General features: G+C 45.0%; 12 protein-coding genes. 5 read left to right on the top strand and 7 right to left on the bottom strand.

Annotated elements, in window-relative coordinates; all coding sequences use genetic code 11:
• Nucleotides 1–7: 7 nt before the first annotated feature.
• The 3 genes from DWW10_RS17815 to DWW10_RS17805 all read right to left on the bottom strand — a co-directional run bounded on the left by DWW10_RS17815 (nt 8) and on the right by DWW10_RS17805 (nt 2,272).
• Nucleotides 8–646: an MBL fold metallo-hydrolase gene (locus tag DWW10_RS17815; RefSeq protein ID WP_044533096.1), complete on the bottom strand. Its 639-nt coding sequence runs from the start codon at nt 644–646 to the stop codon at nt 8–10.
• A 31-nt stretch (nt 647–677) separates the two neighbouring features.
• Nucleotides 678–1,298 (bottom strand): 16S rRNA (guanine(527)-N(7))-methyltransferase RsmG, encoded by a 621-nt coding sequence (rsmG, locus tag DWW10_RS17810; protein ID WP_118220446.1) that lies wholly within the window; start codon nt 1,296–1,298, stop codon nt 678–680.
• A 113-nt stretch (nt 1,299–1,411) separates the two neighbouring features.
• A complete protein-coding gene (locus tag DWW10_RS17805; protein ID WP_118487227.1) occupies nt 1,412–2,272 on the bottom strand; it encodes a DUF3298 and DUF4163 domain-containing protein in 861 nt (286 codons plus the stop codon).
• Nucleotides 2,273–2,411: 139 nt separating this feature from the next.
• Between DWW10_RS17805 and DWW10_RS17800 the strand changes: the two genes are divergently transcribed.
• The 4 genes from DWW10_RS17800 to DWW10_RS17785 all read left to right on the top strand — a co-directional run bounded on the left by DWW10_RS17800 (nt 2,412) and on the right by DWW10_RS17785 (nt 8,002).
• Entirely contained in the window at nt 2,412–2,810 is a 399-nt protein-coding gene (locus DWW10_RS17800) for a hypothetical protein (RefSeq protein WP_118220445.1), read from the top strand.
• Nucleotides 2,811–3,038: 228 nt separating this feature from the next.
• Nucleotides 3,039–5,255 (top strand): TonB-dependent receptor, encoded by a 2,217-nt coding sequence (locus tag DWW10_RS17795; protein ID WP_118487217.1) that lies wholly within the window; start codon nt 3,039–3,041, stop codon nt 5,253–5,255.
• Nucleotides 5,256–5,293: 38 nt separating this feature from the next.
• Entirely contained in the window at nt 5,294–5,605 is a 312-nt protein-coding gene (locus DWW10_RS17790) for a heavy-metal-associated domain-containing protein (RefSeq protein WP_022393564.1), read from the top strand.
• Nucleotides 5,606–5,794: 189 nt separating this feature from the next.
• Nucleotides 5,795–8,002 (top strand): heavy metal translocating P-type ATPase, encoded by a 2,208-nt coding sequence (locus tag DWW10_RS17785; protein ID WP_118487215.1) that lies wholly within the window; start codon nt 5,795–5,797, stop codon nt 8,000–8,002.
• On the opposite strand, the gene DWW10_RS17780 is transcribed toward DWW10_RS17785, so the two are convergent.
• The gene (locus tag DWW10_RS17780; RefSeq protein ID WP_118487213.1) at nt 7,999–8,832 is read right to left on the bottom strand and encodes a helix-turn-helix domain-containing protein; all 834 of its coding nucleotides are present in this window, start codon (nt 8,830–8,832) and stop codon (nt 7,999–8,001) included. The two genes, DWW10_RS17785 and DWW10_RS17780, sit on opposite strands and share 4 nt — an antisense overlap.
• A 62-nt stretch (nt 8,833–8,894) precedes the next feature.
• Here DWW10_RS17780 and lipB point away from each other — a divergent pair, with 62 nt between their 5' ends.
• Nucleotides 8,895–9,557 (top strand): lipoyl(octanoyl) transferase LipB, encoded by a 663-nt coding sequence (gene lipB, locus DWW10_RS17775; RefSeq protein ID WP_118487211.1) that lies wholly within the window; start codon nt 8,895–8,897, stop codon nt 9,555–9,557.
• 108 nt (nt 9,558–9,665) lie between these two features.
• Here the strand turns inward: lipB and dpp5 are convergent, their stop codons facing one another.
• From dpp5 to yidC, 3 genes are all read right to left on the bottom strand, one after another.
• Nucleotides 9,666–11,774, bottom strand: coding sequence for a dipeptidyl-peptidase Dpp5 (dpp5, locus tag DWW10_RS17770; RefSeq protein ID WP_118220440.1), 2,109 nt, complete (start codon nt 11,772–11,774; stop codon nt 9,666–9,668).
• Nucleotides 11,775–11,815: 41 nt separating this feature from the next.
• Nucleotides 11,816–13,147 (bottom strand): MATE family efflux transporter, encoded by a 1,332-nt coding sequence (locus DWW10_RS17765; RefSeq protein WP_118487209.1) that lies wholly within the window; start codon nt 13,145–13,147, stop codon nt 11,816–11,818.
• 93 nt (nt 13,148–13,240) lie between these two features.
• Entirely contained in the window at nt 13,241–15,091 is a 1,851-nt protein-coding gene (gene yidC, locus DWW10_RS17760; RefSeq protein ID WP_118487207.1) for a membrane protein insertase YidC, read from the bottom strand.
• Nucleotides 15,092–15,094 lie beyond the last annotated feature (3 nt).

Raw genomic sequence — 15,094 nt, 5'->3', positions numbered from 1 at the left:
TTTAAGTTTATCTGAAGAATGGGTTTTCCGCCTTTTCAATGCCGATGGTAGTCGGAGCACCATGTCCGGGATAGACTATTGTTTCGTTGGGCAATACGAACAGGCGGCTGCAGATATGCTCTTTCAGTTCGTCGAAGTTGCCGCCGGTGAGGTCGGCACGCCCGATGCTACCCTGGAAAAGTACGTCGCCGGAGAACATACAGTGATCTGCAGCGCAGTAATAAACAAGGCTTCCCGGTGAGTGTCCCGGCACGTGAATAGCCTCCAGTGTTGTATTTCCAAAACTAATGATGTCTCCATCATGCAGGTAGTGCCCTATCGGCGCAGGCAGTTCGTTCCAATGGAAGCCAAACATACGGCTTTGTTTCGGAGCTTCATCAATCCAGAATTCATCGGCCTTATTGGCTTCTACTTGCAGACCGAATTCTTTAACCATGAAAGCGTTTCCGAAGATATGATCCAGATGCAGGTGTGTATTGAGGAGATGTTTTACGTTCAATCCATTCTTGATGATGAAGTTCTTCAACGCTTGTTTTTCCTCCTCATAATAGCAACCGGGGTCTATCACGGTAGCTTCAAGGGTGTCGTCCCACAGAACGTAGCAGTTCACGGGGAACATATTAAACTCAAACCTTTTTATTTTCATGATAGGTATATGTTAGTCATTATTTCTGTGATTAAGGCGTCACATAAACCACTTTTTTCGTTTCAAAGAATTCCTCCTCAAAATAGTCTTTCAGATCATACATCACGGTCTTGTTCTTGAAAGGCATAGCCTCATTGGCCAACTCGCCGCCTTTCAGACAAATCAGTCCGTTGGGCAAAGCATTCTGCTGTTTGGGAGTGATATTCTTACGAATGATTTTCAGTAAATCGGCAAGCGGCATTACAGCACGGCTTACAACGAAATCGAATAACTGCTTTTCCTCCTCAGCCCGGGCATGGCGGAAAGTGACATTCTCCAGTCCGATGCTGTTGGCTACTTCCGTTGCTACGCGCACCTTCTTTCCAATACTGTCTACAAGGTGAAATTTCACTTCGGGAAATAAAATGGCAAGAGGAATACCGGGAAAGCCTCCTCCTGTTCCCAGGTCCATGATATGGGTACCGGGTACGAAGCGGGTAACCTTGGCTATACCCAGCGAATGGAGTACATGATGTTCGTACAGATTCTCGATGTCTTTGCGTGATATGACGTTTATTTTAGCATTCCAGTCCGTATAGAGGTCATAGAGGGCCGCGAATTGTTGCTTCTGCGTCTCTGTGAGGTCCGGGAAGTACTTTAGAATGATTTCCATGTTTGTTGATTATTAATTTAATTATGAATTATGAGTTATGAATTATGAGTTATGAATAGGCACGCTGTACAATGGCGCAGCCTAATTCATAATTCATAATTTATAATTCATCATTAATTCTCTTTTCTCACTTCGTTCAATACCATTGTATCATCGCTCAGTAAATGCGACATGATTTCATAGGGTAGAGTGATTTCTACCGGTCCCATCACATAGGGAGCGATTTCATAAATATTATAATAGAAAGTGATTCCTTTTTCACTCAAATAGAAGTTCTCGGTTGGTTCCAGGTCTCCGGTGCTTGTATATCCCATTTCTTCTACTTCCTGGCGTGTAGTGGCATTGTTATCTGCCATGAGTTGGTTCCACAGTAAGTCAGTGAGCGTTTCCTGATATTCTCCTACAAAAATATCGTCCAGACGTATCGGACTCAAAGTACGCAGGTCCATATTGAGGAAAGTGGACATATAAATGCCATGAGCACCTCCGGTAAACTCGTTGTAGTCGATGCGGTAAACCAGCAGATGCTTTTTGTAATATTGCACATGACCTTCTACACCTTTGTAATAGGAGTACCAGGCACTTATGGATGCTGAATCTTCTTTTTCCGCTTCATCTTTGGCATACATCGGTTCCAGATCTTTCAGATAATCCTGAATATAGGTTTCTTTATAAGCTTTTACAGCCTCTTCGGGTGTCATCGTCATATACTTATCGCCGAAGCAGGCAGAGAGGAAATAGGTGTTGAGACTATCTTTCAGTTTCTCGTCGGACGATTTACTGGCATAGGCAAAGTTGATGGTAATGTTACATCCGGGCTTGGCAGTATCTCCGAACAGGTGGGCAGTCTCATTTACCTGTATACTGTCGAACTCCAACGCACCGGCGTTTTTGTTCATGGTGTTACCACAAGAAAATAAAAAGCCACTTGCCGCAAGTAGAATGACAAGTAGGCTGACATATTGCTTTTTCATTTGGACTTTCTTCGTTAAATTCAACATTTCGGTTTCAGTTCGCTATCGACAAATATAGGACATATAAACGAATAGAACATATAAAAAATGAAAAAATAATAGGCATAAATGCTTTTATCTGCCTATCTTTGCATCAGATATGAAGAGACTTCGTTACATATTGGCAGTATTATTGTCCCTGACGGTTGTGTATGCAGGGGCCGGAGTTTCTATTGTCCACTATTGTTGTGCACGTTGCGCCACAGAGCAGGCATGCTGCACCAATGGTTGTGCCAAATGCCACAAATCTCATCATAATCCGGAAAAATCTTGCAAGGATGAAGGCTGTACGGCTACCTTTTATAAGGTAGACCTTGTGAAATACTCGTGTGAAAGCCCTGTTATAGCCGTACCTGTTATTCAACTTCTCTGTGAAGCATTGCCGGATTTCCAGTACTCCTTGCCTACGGGTGATTTGGAAGAGGTGTCTTATAATGTACCTCCACATCCTGACAGTTCGAGGCAGTATCTGGCTCTTTATTCTGTTCTCATCATTTAGAATTCCCTTATTGCGGAGTGAATCCGCTCCTGTACGTCTGAAAGACCTTCATTCCTTTCAAATATGGGTCGGCACTGTACCCTAACCATACCAACTCCGTATCAAGTCCGTACCAACTCCGTACCAAGTCCAAGAGTATAGGCACGGAGCAAGTATGGACCGGACAGGGAGAGAATACGGTGCACGTCATTTACAATGATTGCAAGAACTAATAGAACTTTAAGAATAATGAGACTTTTATATATTTTTCTTTTTCTCGCCATAACCTTGAACTTGCAGGCGCAAGTGACAGGTGTAGTAAAAGATTCCGCCGGAGAACCCATTCCGGGGGCAAATGTTTTCTGGATGAACACAACCGAAGGAGCAACCACTAATGAAGACGGTAACTTCTCTATTCATAAACCTGCCCGCAGCCATATGCTTGTAGTTAGCTTTATCGGATTTGAAAATGATACGGTACATGTGGATAAAGGCAATCAGCAACTTGAGATTGTGCTTCGTGAAGGAGTGGAATTAGGTGAAGTGAACATTGTAACCCGCAAAATGGGTACCATGAAGTTGCGTTCCAGTGTGATGAACGAAGATATGATCAGTAGTGCCGAATTGACACGTGCAGCCTGCTGTAATCTGGGTGAGAGTTTTGTGACAAACCCTTCCGTCGATGTAAGCTATTCGGATGCTGCCACGGGGGCCAAGCAGATTAAATTACTGGGGCTCTCCGGCACTTATGTACAGATGATGACTGAGAATATTCCGAATTTCCGTGGAGCAGCCGCTCCTTATGGATTAGGATATGTACCGGGGCCGTGGATGCAGAGTATACAGGTCAGCAAAGGAAGTTCATCCGTGAAGAATGGCTATGAGTCTATAACCGGACAAATTAATGTGGAGTTTAAGAAGCCTCAGTTGCCGGAAGCGGATTGGGTGTCGGCAAATCTTTTTGCCAGCAGCACAAACCGGTATGAAGCTAATGCGGATGCTACAGTGAAGCTTTCGAAGCGCTGGAGTACTTCTTTACTGGCACATTATGAAAATGAGACGAAATCTCACGACTCCAATGATGATGGTTTTGTGGATATTCCGCGTGTGGAGCAGTACAACTTCTGGAACCGATGGGCGTATATGGGCGATCATTATGTATTTCAGGCAGGTATAAAGGCTTTGCATGAAACCCGTAACAGTGGTCAGACTGCTCATGGTCAGACACCTACTCATGATCTATACGAAATAGGTATTCAGACAAACCGTTACGAAGCCTTCACCAAGAATGCTTATATTTTCGATAAAGAAAAGAACACGAACCTTGCTTTGATTCTGCAGGGAACTTTGCATAATCAGGATGCCACCTACGGGCGCAAACTGTATGATGTGGACCAAAGCAATTTCTATGCTTCGTTGCTTTTTGAAACGGAGTTCAGCAAACAGCATAGTCTTTCCACGGGATTAAGTTTCAATTATGATGGTTACGATCAGCATTACCGGCTGACGAATCAGGTGGAAGATGGATTGACGAAGAAATATGTGAAGGAGTCTGTTCCGGGAGCATATGTCCAGTATACATTCAATCTGAATGACCAGTTGATGTTGATGGGCGGTATCCGAGGGGATTACAGCAGCGAACATGGTTTCTTTGTAACACCGCGTGCACACGTCAAGTATAATCCGAATGAGTATCTGCATTTTCGTTTGTCTGCCGGTAAGGGATACCGTACCAATCATGTATTGGCGGAGAATAACTATCTTCTGGCAAGCAGCCGTAAAATGAAGATTGCCCCTCATCTGGATCAGGAGGAAGCGTGGAATTACGGAGCGAGTGTGTCTACTTACATTCCTGTTTTTGGCAAGACGCTGAATGTGAATGCCGAGTATTACTATACGGATTTCCTGAAACAGGTGGTTGTTGATATGGATAGCAATCCGCACGAAGTGGCCTTTTATAATCTGGATGGACGTTCTTATTCGCACGTGTTTCAGATAGAGGCAAGTTATCCGTTTTTCAAAGGTTTCAACCTTACGGCAGCCTACCGTCTGACAGATGCGAAGACCACCTACAATGGCAAACTAATGGAGAAACCACTTACCGGAAAGTATAAGGGCTTATTGACAGCTTCCTATCAGACACCATTGGGCTTATGGCAGTTTGATGCTACCCTTCAGTTGAATGGAGGTGGAAGGATGCCCGATCCTTACGAACTCGCTGACGGCAGTCTTTCGTGGGAACGTCGTTATGGCAGCTTCCAGCAACTCAGTGCCCAGGTAACGCGTTATTTCCGTCGCTGGTCTATTTATGTCGGCGGTGAGAACCTGACTAACTTTAAGCAGAAGAATCCGATAATCGATGCCTCTAATCCATGGGGAGAGAATTTCGATGCTACCATGGTGTGGGGGCCGATGCATGGTGCAAAGGCATATATCGGGTTGAGGTTTAACCTTGCAAGAAACTAAAATCTAATTTTATATTAACTCAAAATAAGGAGATATTTATGAAAACAAGAAGAATGATGGCTGCTCTCGTAGTAGCTTTATTGAGTGTAACAGCAGTGATGGCAAAAGATATCCGTACCGCTGTTTTTAAAGTTTCACAGATGCATTGCGAAAACTGTGAGCGGAAAGTGAAAAGCAACATTAAATTTGAGAAAGGAGTAAAAGAATTCTCTACAGACTTGAAAACAAAAACTGTGTCTATTACCTACGATGCTGAAAAGACAAATGTAGACAAACTGAAAGCTGGTTTCAAGAAGTTCAACTACGAAGCCGAGTTCGTTAAGGAGGCGAAGCAAGAGGATAAGAAGTAGTCGAACAAACAGCCTGTAGAGATTGTTTTAGGAATAGAAAGGAAGGGAACCAGTTGACGAGTTGACAAGGGAACAAGGGGCTGCGCAATGCTTCTATGCCGCATGGAACCTTGTCTCCTTGTCAACTCGTTAACTGGTCAACTTTCCCCAATACATTTTCCTCAACGAAACTTGAAATAAACAATATATATGGCTAATTTAAAGAAACAGACGTTTCCCGTGCTGAACATGCATTGTGCGGGATGCGCCAATAACGTAGAAAAGACCGTTCGCAAGTTGGTGGGCATTACAGATGCTTCGGTCAACTTTGCTTCCAATACACTGTCTGTCTCCTATGAGACGGATAAGCTGACACCCGGAGAAATTCGTGCTGCCGTACTGGCTGCGGGCTATGACCTCATTATTGAGGAAGATCATGCCGAAGAGCGTCAGGAGGAAGAACAACAGAAGCGTTACCGCCGCCTGAAAGGGCGGGTGATAGGAGCGTGGTTATTTGCTATTCCTCTGCTGTTGCTTTCCATGGTCTTTATGCATGTACCCTATTCTAACGAAATACAGATGGTACTGGCTATTCCAGTACTGGTGTTGTTCGGTACACCGTTCTATACCGGTGCCTGGAAACAGGCTCGTCTGGGACGCAGTAACATGGATACCTTGGTTGCACTGAGTACATCCATTGCTTTTCTGTTTAGCGTTTTTAATACCTTCTTCCCCGATTTCTGGTATAGCCGTGGTTTGGAGCCTCATGTTTATTATGAAGCTGCTGTGGTTATTATCGCTTTCGTACTGACAGGTAAGCTGATGGAAGAGCGTGTTAAGGGTAACACCTCTACCGCCATCCGCAAGCTGATGGGATTACAGCCCAAGATAGCCCGTGTGGTGCGCAACGGTAAGGAAGAGGATATTCCTTTGGAGCAGCTGAGAATTGACGACCTGGTCAGCGTACGTCCCGGCGAGCAAATTCCCGTTGACGGCTTTTTGACCGAGGGTGATTCTTATGTTGATGAAAGTATGATTAGCGGTGAACCTATCCCGGTAGAAAAGAAGACCGGTTCGCACGTATTGGCTGGAACCATCAATCAGAAAGGTTCATTCATTATTCGTGCCGAGAAAGTGGGTAGTGAAACGGTGCTGGCGCGTATCATCCGTATGGTGCAAGAAGCACAGGGCAGTAAAGCTCCCGTACAACGTATCGTGGATAAGGTGACAGGTATCTTTGTTCCTGTAGTATTGGGCTTGTCCGTACTGACATTCTTTATCTGGATGTTCTTCGGTGGTGTAGATATGCTTTCCCATGCCATGTTATCGGCGGTTTCCGTATTGGTGATTGCTTGTCCCTGTGCATTGGGGTTGGCCACGCCTACAGCTTTGATGGTAGGTATTGGTAAAGCTGCCGATCATCATATCCTGATAAAAGATGCTGTGGCACTGGAACAGATGCGAAAGGTAAATGTGGTAGTGCTGGATAAGACCGGTACATTGACTGAAGGGCATCCTACGGTTACCGGATGGTTATGGGCACAACCGCAGGAGGAGCATTATAAAGATGTTCTTCTGGCTGCCGAACTTAAATCCGAACATCCGTTGGCAGCTGCTATTGTGACTGCTCTGCAAGAACAGGAGTCTATCGAACCTGCAGTTTTGGACAGCTTTGAAAGTATTACCGGAAAAGGGATCAAAGTTTCTTATCAAGGTACGGAGTATTGGGCTGGCAGTCATAAGCTATTGAAAGATTATCATGCCGCTCTTACTGATGTATTGGGAGAGATGCTGGCCCAGTATGAATCGGATGGTTGCAGTATCATTTACTTCGGACGTAAGAATGAACTGCTTGCCATTGTAGCTATCAAAGACCAGATAAAAGCGACTTCCGTCGAAGCTGTCCGCGAACTTCGTACTCAGGGCATCGATGTATATATGCTGACGGGAGACGGAGAACGTACTGCTTCTTCTGTTGCCGCACGCTTGGGTAATATCCAATACATTTCTGATGCTATGCCGGATGACAAGGAAGAGTTTGTCCGTCAGCTCCAGCTTCAGGGAAAGACGGTGGCGATGGTAGGCGATGGCATCAACGACTCACAGGCTCTGGCTTGTGCCGATGTCAGCATTGCCATGGGTAAAGGAACTGATATTGCTATGGATGTAGCGATGGTCACTCTTATGACTTCGGACCTGTTACTGTTGCCGAAAGCATTCAACCTCTCCCGGCAAACTGTACGTTTGATTCATCAGAATCTGTTCTGGGCATTTATCTATAACCTGATAGGTATTCCTATTGCTGCAGGACTGCTTTACCCCATCAACGGGTTGTTATTGAACCCTATGCTGGCAAGTGCCGCTATGGCGTTCTCCAGTGTATCGGTGGTATTGAACAGCCTTCGGCTGAGATACTAACTATTTCTATATTCCAATGGACTCATCCCCATGTGCCTCTTGAAATACTTTCCAAAGAAAGAGGCACTGGGGAAGTTCAGTGAATAGGCTATCTCCTGGATAGTCATATCTGTAGATTTCAACCGTGCTTTGACGTCGATGATGACTACATGTGAAATGATATCAAGCACATTCCTTCCAGTCACTTGTTTTACGGTGGTGCTGAGGTGCTGCAGGGAGATTCCCAGTTTGTCGGCATAGAATTGGGCACGCCGTTCCGTCATATAGTTTTCAATAACCAGTTGCACGAATTTATGGCAAATCTCCTCCTTGCGGCTTTTGGCAAGAATGTTTTGCGGACGACGGGCATAGAGGGTATTAATTCCCAGCAAAATGCTGTGAAGTACGCTTTGTGCCATTGCTGTACTGGTGGGGTGAGAGATGGATATCCGGGTCAGTAATGCGAAGTAGTCTACAAAATAAGAGGCTACGGTATCGCTCACATTGACAATCGGATTGTCCCATATTTTGGAGAATGAACCCATAGTAGCTTGTAGCAGATTGATGCCGTTGACACAGTGAGCGGAGAAACCCACAAAACAGAGCCGGACTTTTTCTTTTTGTTCATTGAGCTGTATGATAGTGCCTGGCATCAGGATAATCAAATCATTCTTTTTGATTTCATATTCCATCAGATTGATGGATGCCTTGATAGTTCCTTCGGTGCATAATGCGAAAATGCAAGCCTTCAATCGACACGACTGGCGATAGAGATTCAGAATATCTTCTGTAACATCTCTCCATGCCAGCATTTCGACCGGCAAATCTACTTGTGGGAAGTTATGTTTCATCTTTTTTCATTTTGCTGTCGGCAAATATACGATTTTATCCCTAAAATCTTAACTTTGTCGGCATGAAACTGAATGTCATTGATTGGAATATCATCCCGTATGCTGATGCATGGACCCGGCAGACGGAGTGGTTTGATGCTCTTGTTCGTGCTAAGCAGGCGGGTGAGGAGTATGAAAATCACATTATTTTGTGTGAACATCCGCATGTTTATACTTTAGGCCGTAGCGGTAAAGAAGGAAATATGTTGCTGAGTGAAGAACAGCTTCAGAAGATAGGAGCCACGCTCTATCACATCGACCGGGGCGGAGATATTACCTATCACGGACCGGGGCAATTGGTATGTTATCCTATCCTGAACCTTGAAGAATTTTCTCTTGGACTGAAGGACTATGTGCACTTGCTGGAGGAAGCAGTCATCCGTGTGTGCGCCTCTTATGGCATCACTGCCGGAAGATTGGAGAAAGCAACAGGTGTGTGGCTGGAAGGGGATACGCCACGTGCCCGTAAGATATGTGCCATTGGTGTGCGTAGCAGCCACTTCGTCACCATGCATGGGCTGGCACTGAATGTAAATACTGATTTAAAATATTTTAGCTATATCCATCCTTGTGGATTTATAGATAAGGGAGTCACTTCGCTTCAGCAGGAGCTGAAACGGGAGGTGCCGATGGAAGAGGTAAAACAACGCTTATGCCTTGATTTACAGGGCTTGATACAGAGATAAAAAACAGACCATCTATTCAATACGAATAGATGGTCTGTTTGTATCAAATAGACGGTCTGTTTACCCCTAACAGATGGTCTGTTTCAGGAGCCTTCAGTCGTCTGTTTTTTATTTCAACCATTTGTCCAGCCATTCGAAGAATGTGCGCTGCCAGAGGATACCATTCTGAGGTTTCAATACCCAGTGGTTTTCGTCCGGATAGATCAGCAGTTCGGCAGGAACACCACGCATTACGGCGGCATCAAAAGCAGCCATTGCTTGGTTGGCAAGAATGCGGTAGTCCTTTTCGCCATGAATACAAAGGATAGGCGTATCCCATTTGTCTACGAACTGGTGTGGAGAGTTGGCAAATGTGCGTTGAGCCACCGGATTCTGTTTTTCCCAGTATGCGCCACCCATATCCCAGTTGGCAAACCATTTTTCTTCAGTTTCCAGATATTGCATTTCCATGTTGAAGATACCATCGTGTGCAATGAATGCTTTGAAACGCTTGTCATGATGTCCGGCAAGCCAGTAAACGGAGAAGCCGCCGAAGCTGGCGCCTACACAACCGAGACGGTCTTTGTCTACAAACGGTTCTTTAGCCATCTCGTCGATAGCTGTGAAATAATCCTTCATACACTGCCCACCGTAATCACCACTGATAGCTTCATTCCATTCTACTCCGAAGCCCGGAAGGCCGCGGCGGTTGGGAGCTACGATGATATAATCGTTGGCAGCCATAATCTGGAAGTTCCAACGATAGCTCCAGAACTGACTTACGGGGCTTTGCGGACCACCTTCACAGAATAGGAGGGTAGGGTATTTCTTATTCGGGTCAAACTGTGGCGGATAGATTACCCATGTCAGCATCTGTTTGCCGTCTGTAGTCTTCATCCAGCGAGCTTCAACCTTACCCATTTCCAATTGGTCGTAAATCTGCTTGTTTTCGAAGGTCAGTTGCTTTACCTCGGCAAAAGCATCACCGTTGCGGGTAGCAGATACGGCATAGATTTCATCGCCCATGCTCATAGAATGGCGTAAAGCGATTACTTTATCTCCTGCAAAGGCAAGGGAAGCATAGTCATACATGCCGTCTGTCAACTGTGTAACCTTATCATTGGCAGCAAGGTCTACATTATAAATCTGCGTTTCACCATGCCAGACACCAATGAAATAAATGCTCTTTGAGTCCTTATTCCATAAGAAACCATCTACATTCGATTCAAATTCTTTGCTGACGAAACGTTTCTCACCTGTTTCCAGATTCATAATGAAGAGGCGGTTTAAGTCTGCTTCATAACCGTCACGTTCCATGCTCTGCCAGGCAATGTATTTACCATCGGGAGAGTATTGAGGATTCGTGTCGTAACCTTTGTTTTCTTCGGTGATATTGTCTGTCTTCTTAGTTGCAAGATCATAGATGTAAATATCCGAGTTGGTGGAAATAGCATAAGCCAGACCGGTCTTTTTACGGCAAGTATATGCTACCTTGTCTCCGGCAGGACTCCATGCCAGTTGCTCGATGCCACCCCAAGGTCTCATCGGGCTTTCGTAAGGTTCTCCTTCCAGTATATCTTTTATATTACTGATGCTGTTTCCATCAAAATCGGCTACAAAAGGATGCGGAGCACCGGTTACCCATTCATCCCAGTGTTTGTACATCAGGTCGGTAACGATGATACCCGTTGCTTTAGGCAGATCGGGATGCTTGTCCGCGGTACTTTGTTTGGTTTTCACTTGTGCAATGAAAAGTAACTTCTTACCGTCGGGGGAGAAAGAATAACCTTCGATATCACCATCATATTGCGTCAACTGCTTGCGTCCGCTACCGTCCGGATTCATTTCCCACAACTGGCTGCTGCCACCTTCATTGGAAAGGAACGCCAGTTTAGTGCCGTCTTTTATCCAGTTCACTTCGTTCTCTTGCCAAGGGGTACGGGTGATTTGTTGGTTGCCTGTTCCATCTGTGTTCATCACAAAGACTTCACGGTTACTCTTGTTCTCCGGCACACTGTAGTAAGCTACCGTGTAAGCAATCTGCTTTTCATCGGGAGATACGGCCACACCGCCGATACGCCCCATGGCCCAGAGAGCTTCGGGAGTCATACGCTTGCCTTCAATCTGGATGTCCGACCGCTCGATAAGCGGTGCTCCGGCTTGCCCTGCGTCTTTTGTCCCGCCGCAGGCAGCCAATGTCATAGCTGCTGACATAAGCAATAAGTTTACTTGTTTCATATAGGTTGTTCGTTACAGTTATTTTGCGACAAATATACAAATTATATGCGTTTCTCTTGCCATCGTCCTCCTTTAATATACCACCAGCAAAGTAATAGTATAAAAATGGAGTATACCATTTCTGATGTCCAACACAGAGCTACATCAAGTTTCAGGTAAAGAATGATGTATGTGATGTAGGCAACATAGAAGACGAGCGTTATCAGTTCCATGACCAGAGCCGTGCGCGTGTTTCCCGTTCCTGATACTGCCTGGAAATATACATTGGCAGGTACGAGAAGCAGATATGCCGAGCACATTACCCAAAGTGAATGTACGGCTGCATCCTGTAAGTCGGGTATATCCGTATAGATTCCCAGTATCAGTTTTGGGAATAGTGCAAAAAACAGTGCTAACGGCAATGTGAACAGGTATGCAATGCGTATATGCTGCCGGATAGTGCCTGCCACGCAGTCTTTGTCTCCTGCACCGATAAGATTGCTAACCAGTGAACCACAGGTTGAAGCAAATGCCATCATTACCATGAACAGAATGCCGGATATGCTCCGCACAATGTTCGTGATGGCGAGCGACCGTTCTCCCAGATGCTCCACATAGAGAAAAAACAAGAACCAGGTGGACAAGGAGAAGACGTTCTGTATCATGGTCCAGAAGGAAATGTTTAGCATCCGTTTCAGTATCTCCGGGCGGAACTTCGGAATACGGTCCAGTCCAAACTTACGGCAGTCAATGCGGTAACGGGTGTAGAGGATAAAGAATACCAGTGAAACTAACTCTGCAAGCGATGAACCGATGGCGGCACCTGCAATGCCGAGCGCGGGAAAGCCGAATTTACCGAAAATCAGTATATAGTTGAAGACTACGTTACTCAGTACCATGACTATGGAGTTGAGTGTCAGTGTCTTAGTTTGCGTAGTTCCCAGGAAGAAAGCACGGAAGATGACTGCACTGAATGAGAAGAAGGCTCCGAAAACCCGCCAGTTCAGATAACTGATGGCAGCCTCATAGATGTGTTCAGAAGAAACTATTCGCTTCAGTATCATTGGTGAAAGGAAGTAGGAGAGTAGGAACATTACTGCTGCCAGTCCTATCTGGAAGTAAATTCCTTGATAGAAAAGGTCGCCTATTTCCCGGTATTGCTTTTCACCGTTGCGCCGGGCAATGAGTATTTGAGCTCCGATACTGAAACCGAAAGCTGCCATGAATATTACCATATAGAAGACACCTGCAATGGCCGATGCTCCCAGTTCTACTTCGCCTACCCGTCCCAGGAAGGCTGTGTCCGTCATACCTATCATTTGTTCCATCAGCAGGCTGATGAGGATCGGATAGGCTATCATCCAAATCTGTTTGTTGGTGTATTTAGTTTTCATTTAAATTATAGTTATAGTCGTTATAAGAGAAAGAAAGCCGGACAATTACATCAATTGCCCGGCTTTTATTATCAAGTGATGAAAAGCGGAGACTTACTTTTTATTCTGTCTCTCTTTCAACAACTGTTCCTGTTGTTTCTGCATTGCCTCCAGGCGGGCGGCAAAGCCGGTTTTTTTAGCTTTCTTCGGATCTTTCTTTCGGGCTTCCAATTGGGCAAGAAGCTTCTCTTCATTCGTAGTTTTGCGCAGAATGAGAGTAGTCACCACACTAATCAATGTCGATATGAAGTAGTAATAGTTCAAACCTGAAGGATAACTGTTCAAGATGAACAACATCATAATCGGCATAAGATAGGTCATCCACTTCATCGCTGCCATCTGCGGGTTTGCTCCGGTGTCTTGTTGCTGCATCATGAACTTGGAGTTCAATACATTCACTACTGTCATCAGCAAGCAGAACAAACTGAGGTGGCTGCCCAGGAACGGGATATTGAACGGGAAGTTGATGAAAGCATCGTACGTTGAAAGGTCATCAGCCCATAAGAAGCTCTGCTGACGTAATTCGATAGCACTCGGAACGAACATGAACAGCGCTATCAGAACGGGGAATTGTACCAACATTGGCAAACAACCACCCATCGGACTCACACCATACTGGCTGTACATTCCCATCATTTCCTGTTGTTTCTTCATTGCATCTTCCTGCTTGGGATACTTCTTGTTGATCTCGTCTATTTTCGGTTTCAACACACGCATCTTGGCAGAAGAAATGTATGTTTTCCAGGTAGCGGGGAATACGACTGCTTTTACAATCAATGTCATCAGTAACAATACGATACCCATGCTTAGACCCCAACCAGACAACCAGTCGAAGATATTGATGGTAAACCATTTGTTAATCCAGCGAATCAACGGCCAGCCTAAATAAACCAGACGGTTCAGTTCCCATTTTTCCGAACGTCCCTTATCCAGTGCGGTCAGTGTCTTGTAATGGTTCGGGCCAAAGTAAAAGAACATCTGTGTAGGCTGTTTGCCTGTCGGGTCAAAGCTCGTACTCATTTCAGCAGAGTAGTCCTTGATGTATCCGCTGCCTTCTCTCTCCATTTTAGATACTAACTTCGTTTTTTCAAAGTCGGTGTCTGCAATAAATACTGAAGAGAAGAACTGATTCTTGAAAGCAATCCAGTCCAGACGTTCCGGCACTTCTTTTTCATCATCTTTATTGGCTGATAAATAATCTGTGCCATTACCCATGAACTTGTATGTCAGTTCAGACAGACGGTTCTCGTATACATAACCCTTTTCGATTTGACGGGCGCGTTGTGCCCATTCGATGTCTACATAGTTATTACTTGCTGCCAACTTGTCTGTCATACCTTTAGCTTCGATGCTGAAGTCCACCAGGTAAGTGTTGGGATGCAATGCATACTTGAAGTCTATATAACTTGCACTGTCAGCTGACAAACGCATTGTTACGGTGCTGTCCGTACGGTTCACAGTGGTGAAATAATAATCCTTAGTCTGTATTGTTTCCTTTTTATTATAGAAAAGGAAATTCATGGAAACATCGTTTCCGGTGAATAAGGTTACAGGAGTCTTCTTGTCCTGCTCCATATACTCTTTCAATACAGCGGAGAATATGGAACCGCCTTTGGTGCTGAGGGTCAACTCAGCCACGTCGTTCTGAATAGTAATCAGCGAATCTGTTCCTTGGAGAGCATTGAAGAAGAGTGAAGTAGAATCCACTGTTTCTACATCTTTTTCATTTGCCAATGCTGCATCCGCTTTGGCTTTCAGTGCTTCTTCACGTTGCTGTACCAGCGCAATGGAATCATAATAACGCTGCTGTGCTTCCAATTGCTCTTTGCTGGGGCGACTCAGAAAACTGAAGCCGACTAACAAAATTGCTATTAAAACAAGACCTGTAATGGTGTTTTTATCCATGAA

Source organism: Bacteroides intestinalis (genome assembly GCF_003464595.1).
Classification (GTDB): Bacteria; Bacteroidota; Bacteroidia; order Bacteroidales; family Bacteroidaceae; genus Bacteroides; species Bacteroides intestinalis_A.
The sequence above is the reverse complement of the archived record's forward strand: the minus strand, read 5'-3'. Positions and strand labels throughout refer to the sequence as shown.

Coding starts and splice junctions, on each gene's coding strand:
- DWW10_RS17815 (WP_044533096.1), bottom strand. CDS start 646: ATGAAAATAAAAAGGTTTGAGTTTAATATGTTCCCCGTGAACTGCTAC.
- rsmG (WP_118220446.1), bottom strand. CDS start 1,298: ATGGAAATCATTCTAAAGTACTTCCCGGACCTCACAGAGACGCAGAAG.
- DWW10_RS17805 (WP_118487227.1), bottom strand. CDS start 2,272: ATGAAAAAGCAATATGTCAGCCTACTTGTCATTCTACTTGCGGCAAGT.
- DWW10_RS17800 (WP_118220445.1), top strand. CDS start 2,412: ATGAAGAGACTTCGTTACATATTGGCAGTATTATTGTCCCTGACGGTT.
- DWW10_RS17795 (WP_118487217.1), top strand. CDS start 3,039: ATGAGACTTTTATATATTTTTCTTTTTCTCGCCATAACCTTGAACTTG.
- DWW10_RS17790 (WP_022393564.1), top strand. CDS start 5,294: ATGAAAACAAGAAGAATGATGGCTGCTCTCGTAGTAGCTTTATTGAGT.
- DWW10_RS17785 (WP_118487215.1), top strand. CDS start 5,795: ATGGCTAATTTAAAGAAACAGACGTTTCCCGTGCTGAACATGCATTGT.
- DWW10_RS17780 (WP_118487213.1), bottom strand. CDS start 8,832: ATGAAACATAACTTCCCACAAGTAGATTTGCCGGTCGAAATGCTGGCA.
- lipB (WP_118487211.1), top strand. CDS start 8,895: ATGAAACTGAATGTCATTGATTGGAATATCATCCCGTATGCTGATGCA.
- dpp5 (WP_118220440.1), bottom strand. CDS start 11,774: ATGAAACAAGTAAACTTATTGCTTATGTCAGCAGCTATGACATTGGCT.
- DWW10_RS17765 (WP_118487209.1), bottom strand. CDS start 13,147: ATGAAAACTAAATACACCAACAAACAGATTTGGATGATAGCCTATCCG.
- yidC (WP_118487207.1), bottom strand. CDS start 15,091: ATGGATAAAAACACCATTACAGGTCTTGTTTTAATAGCAATTTTGTTA.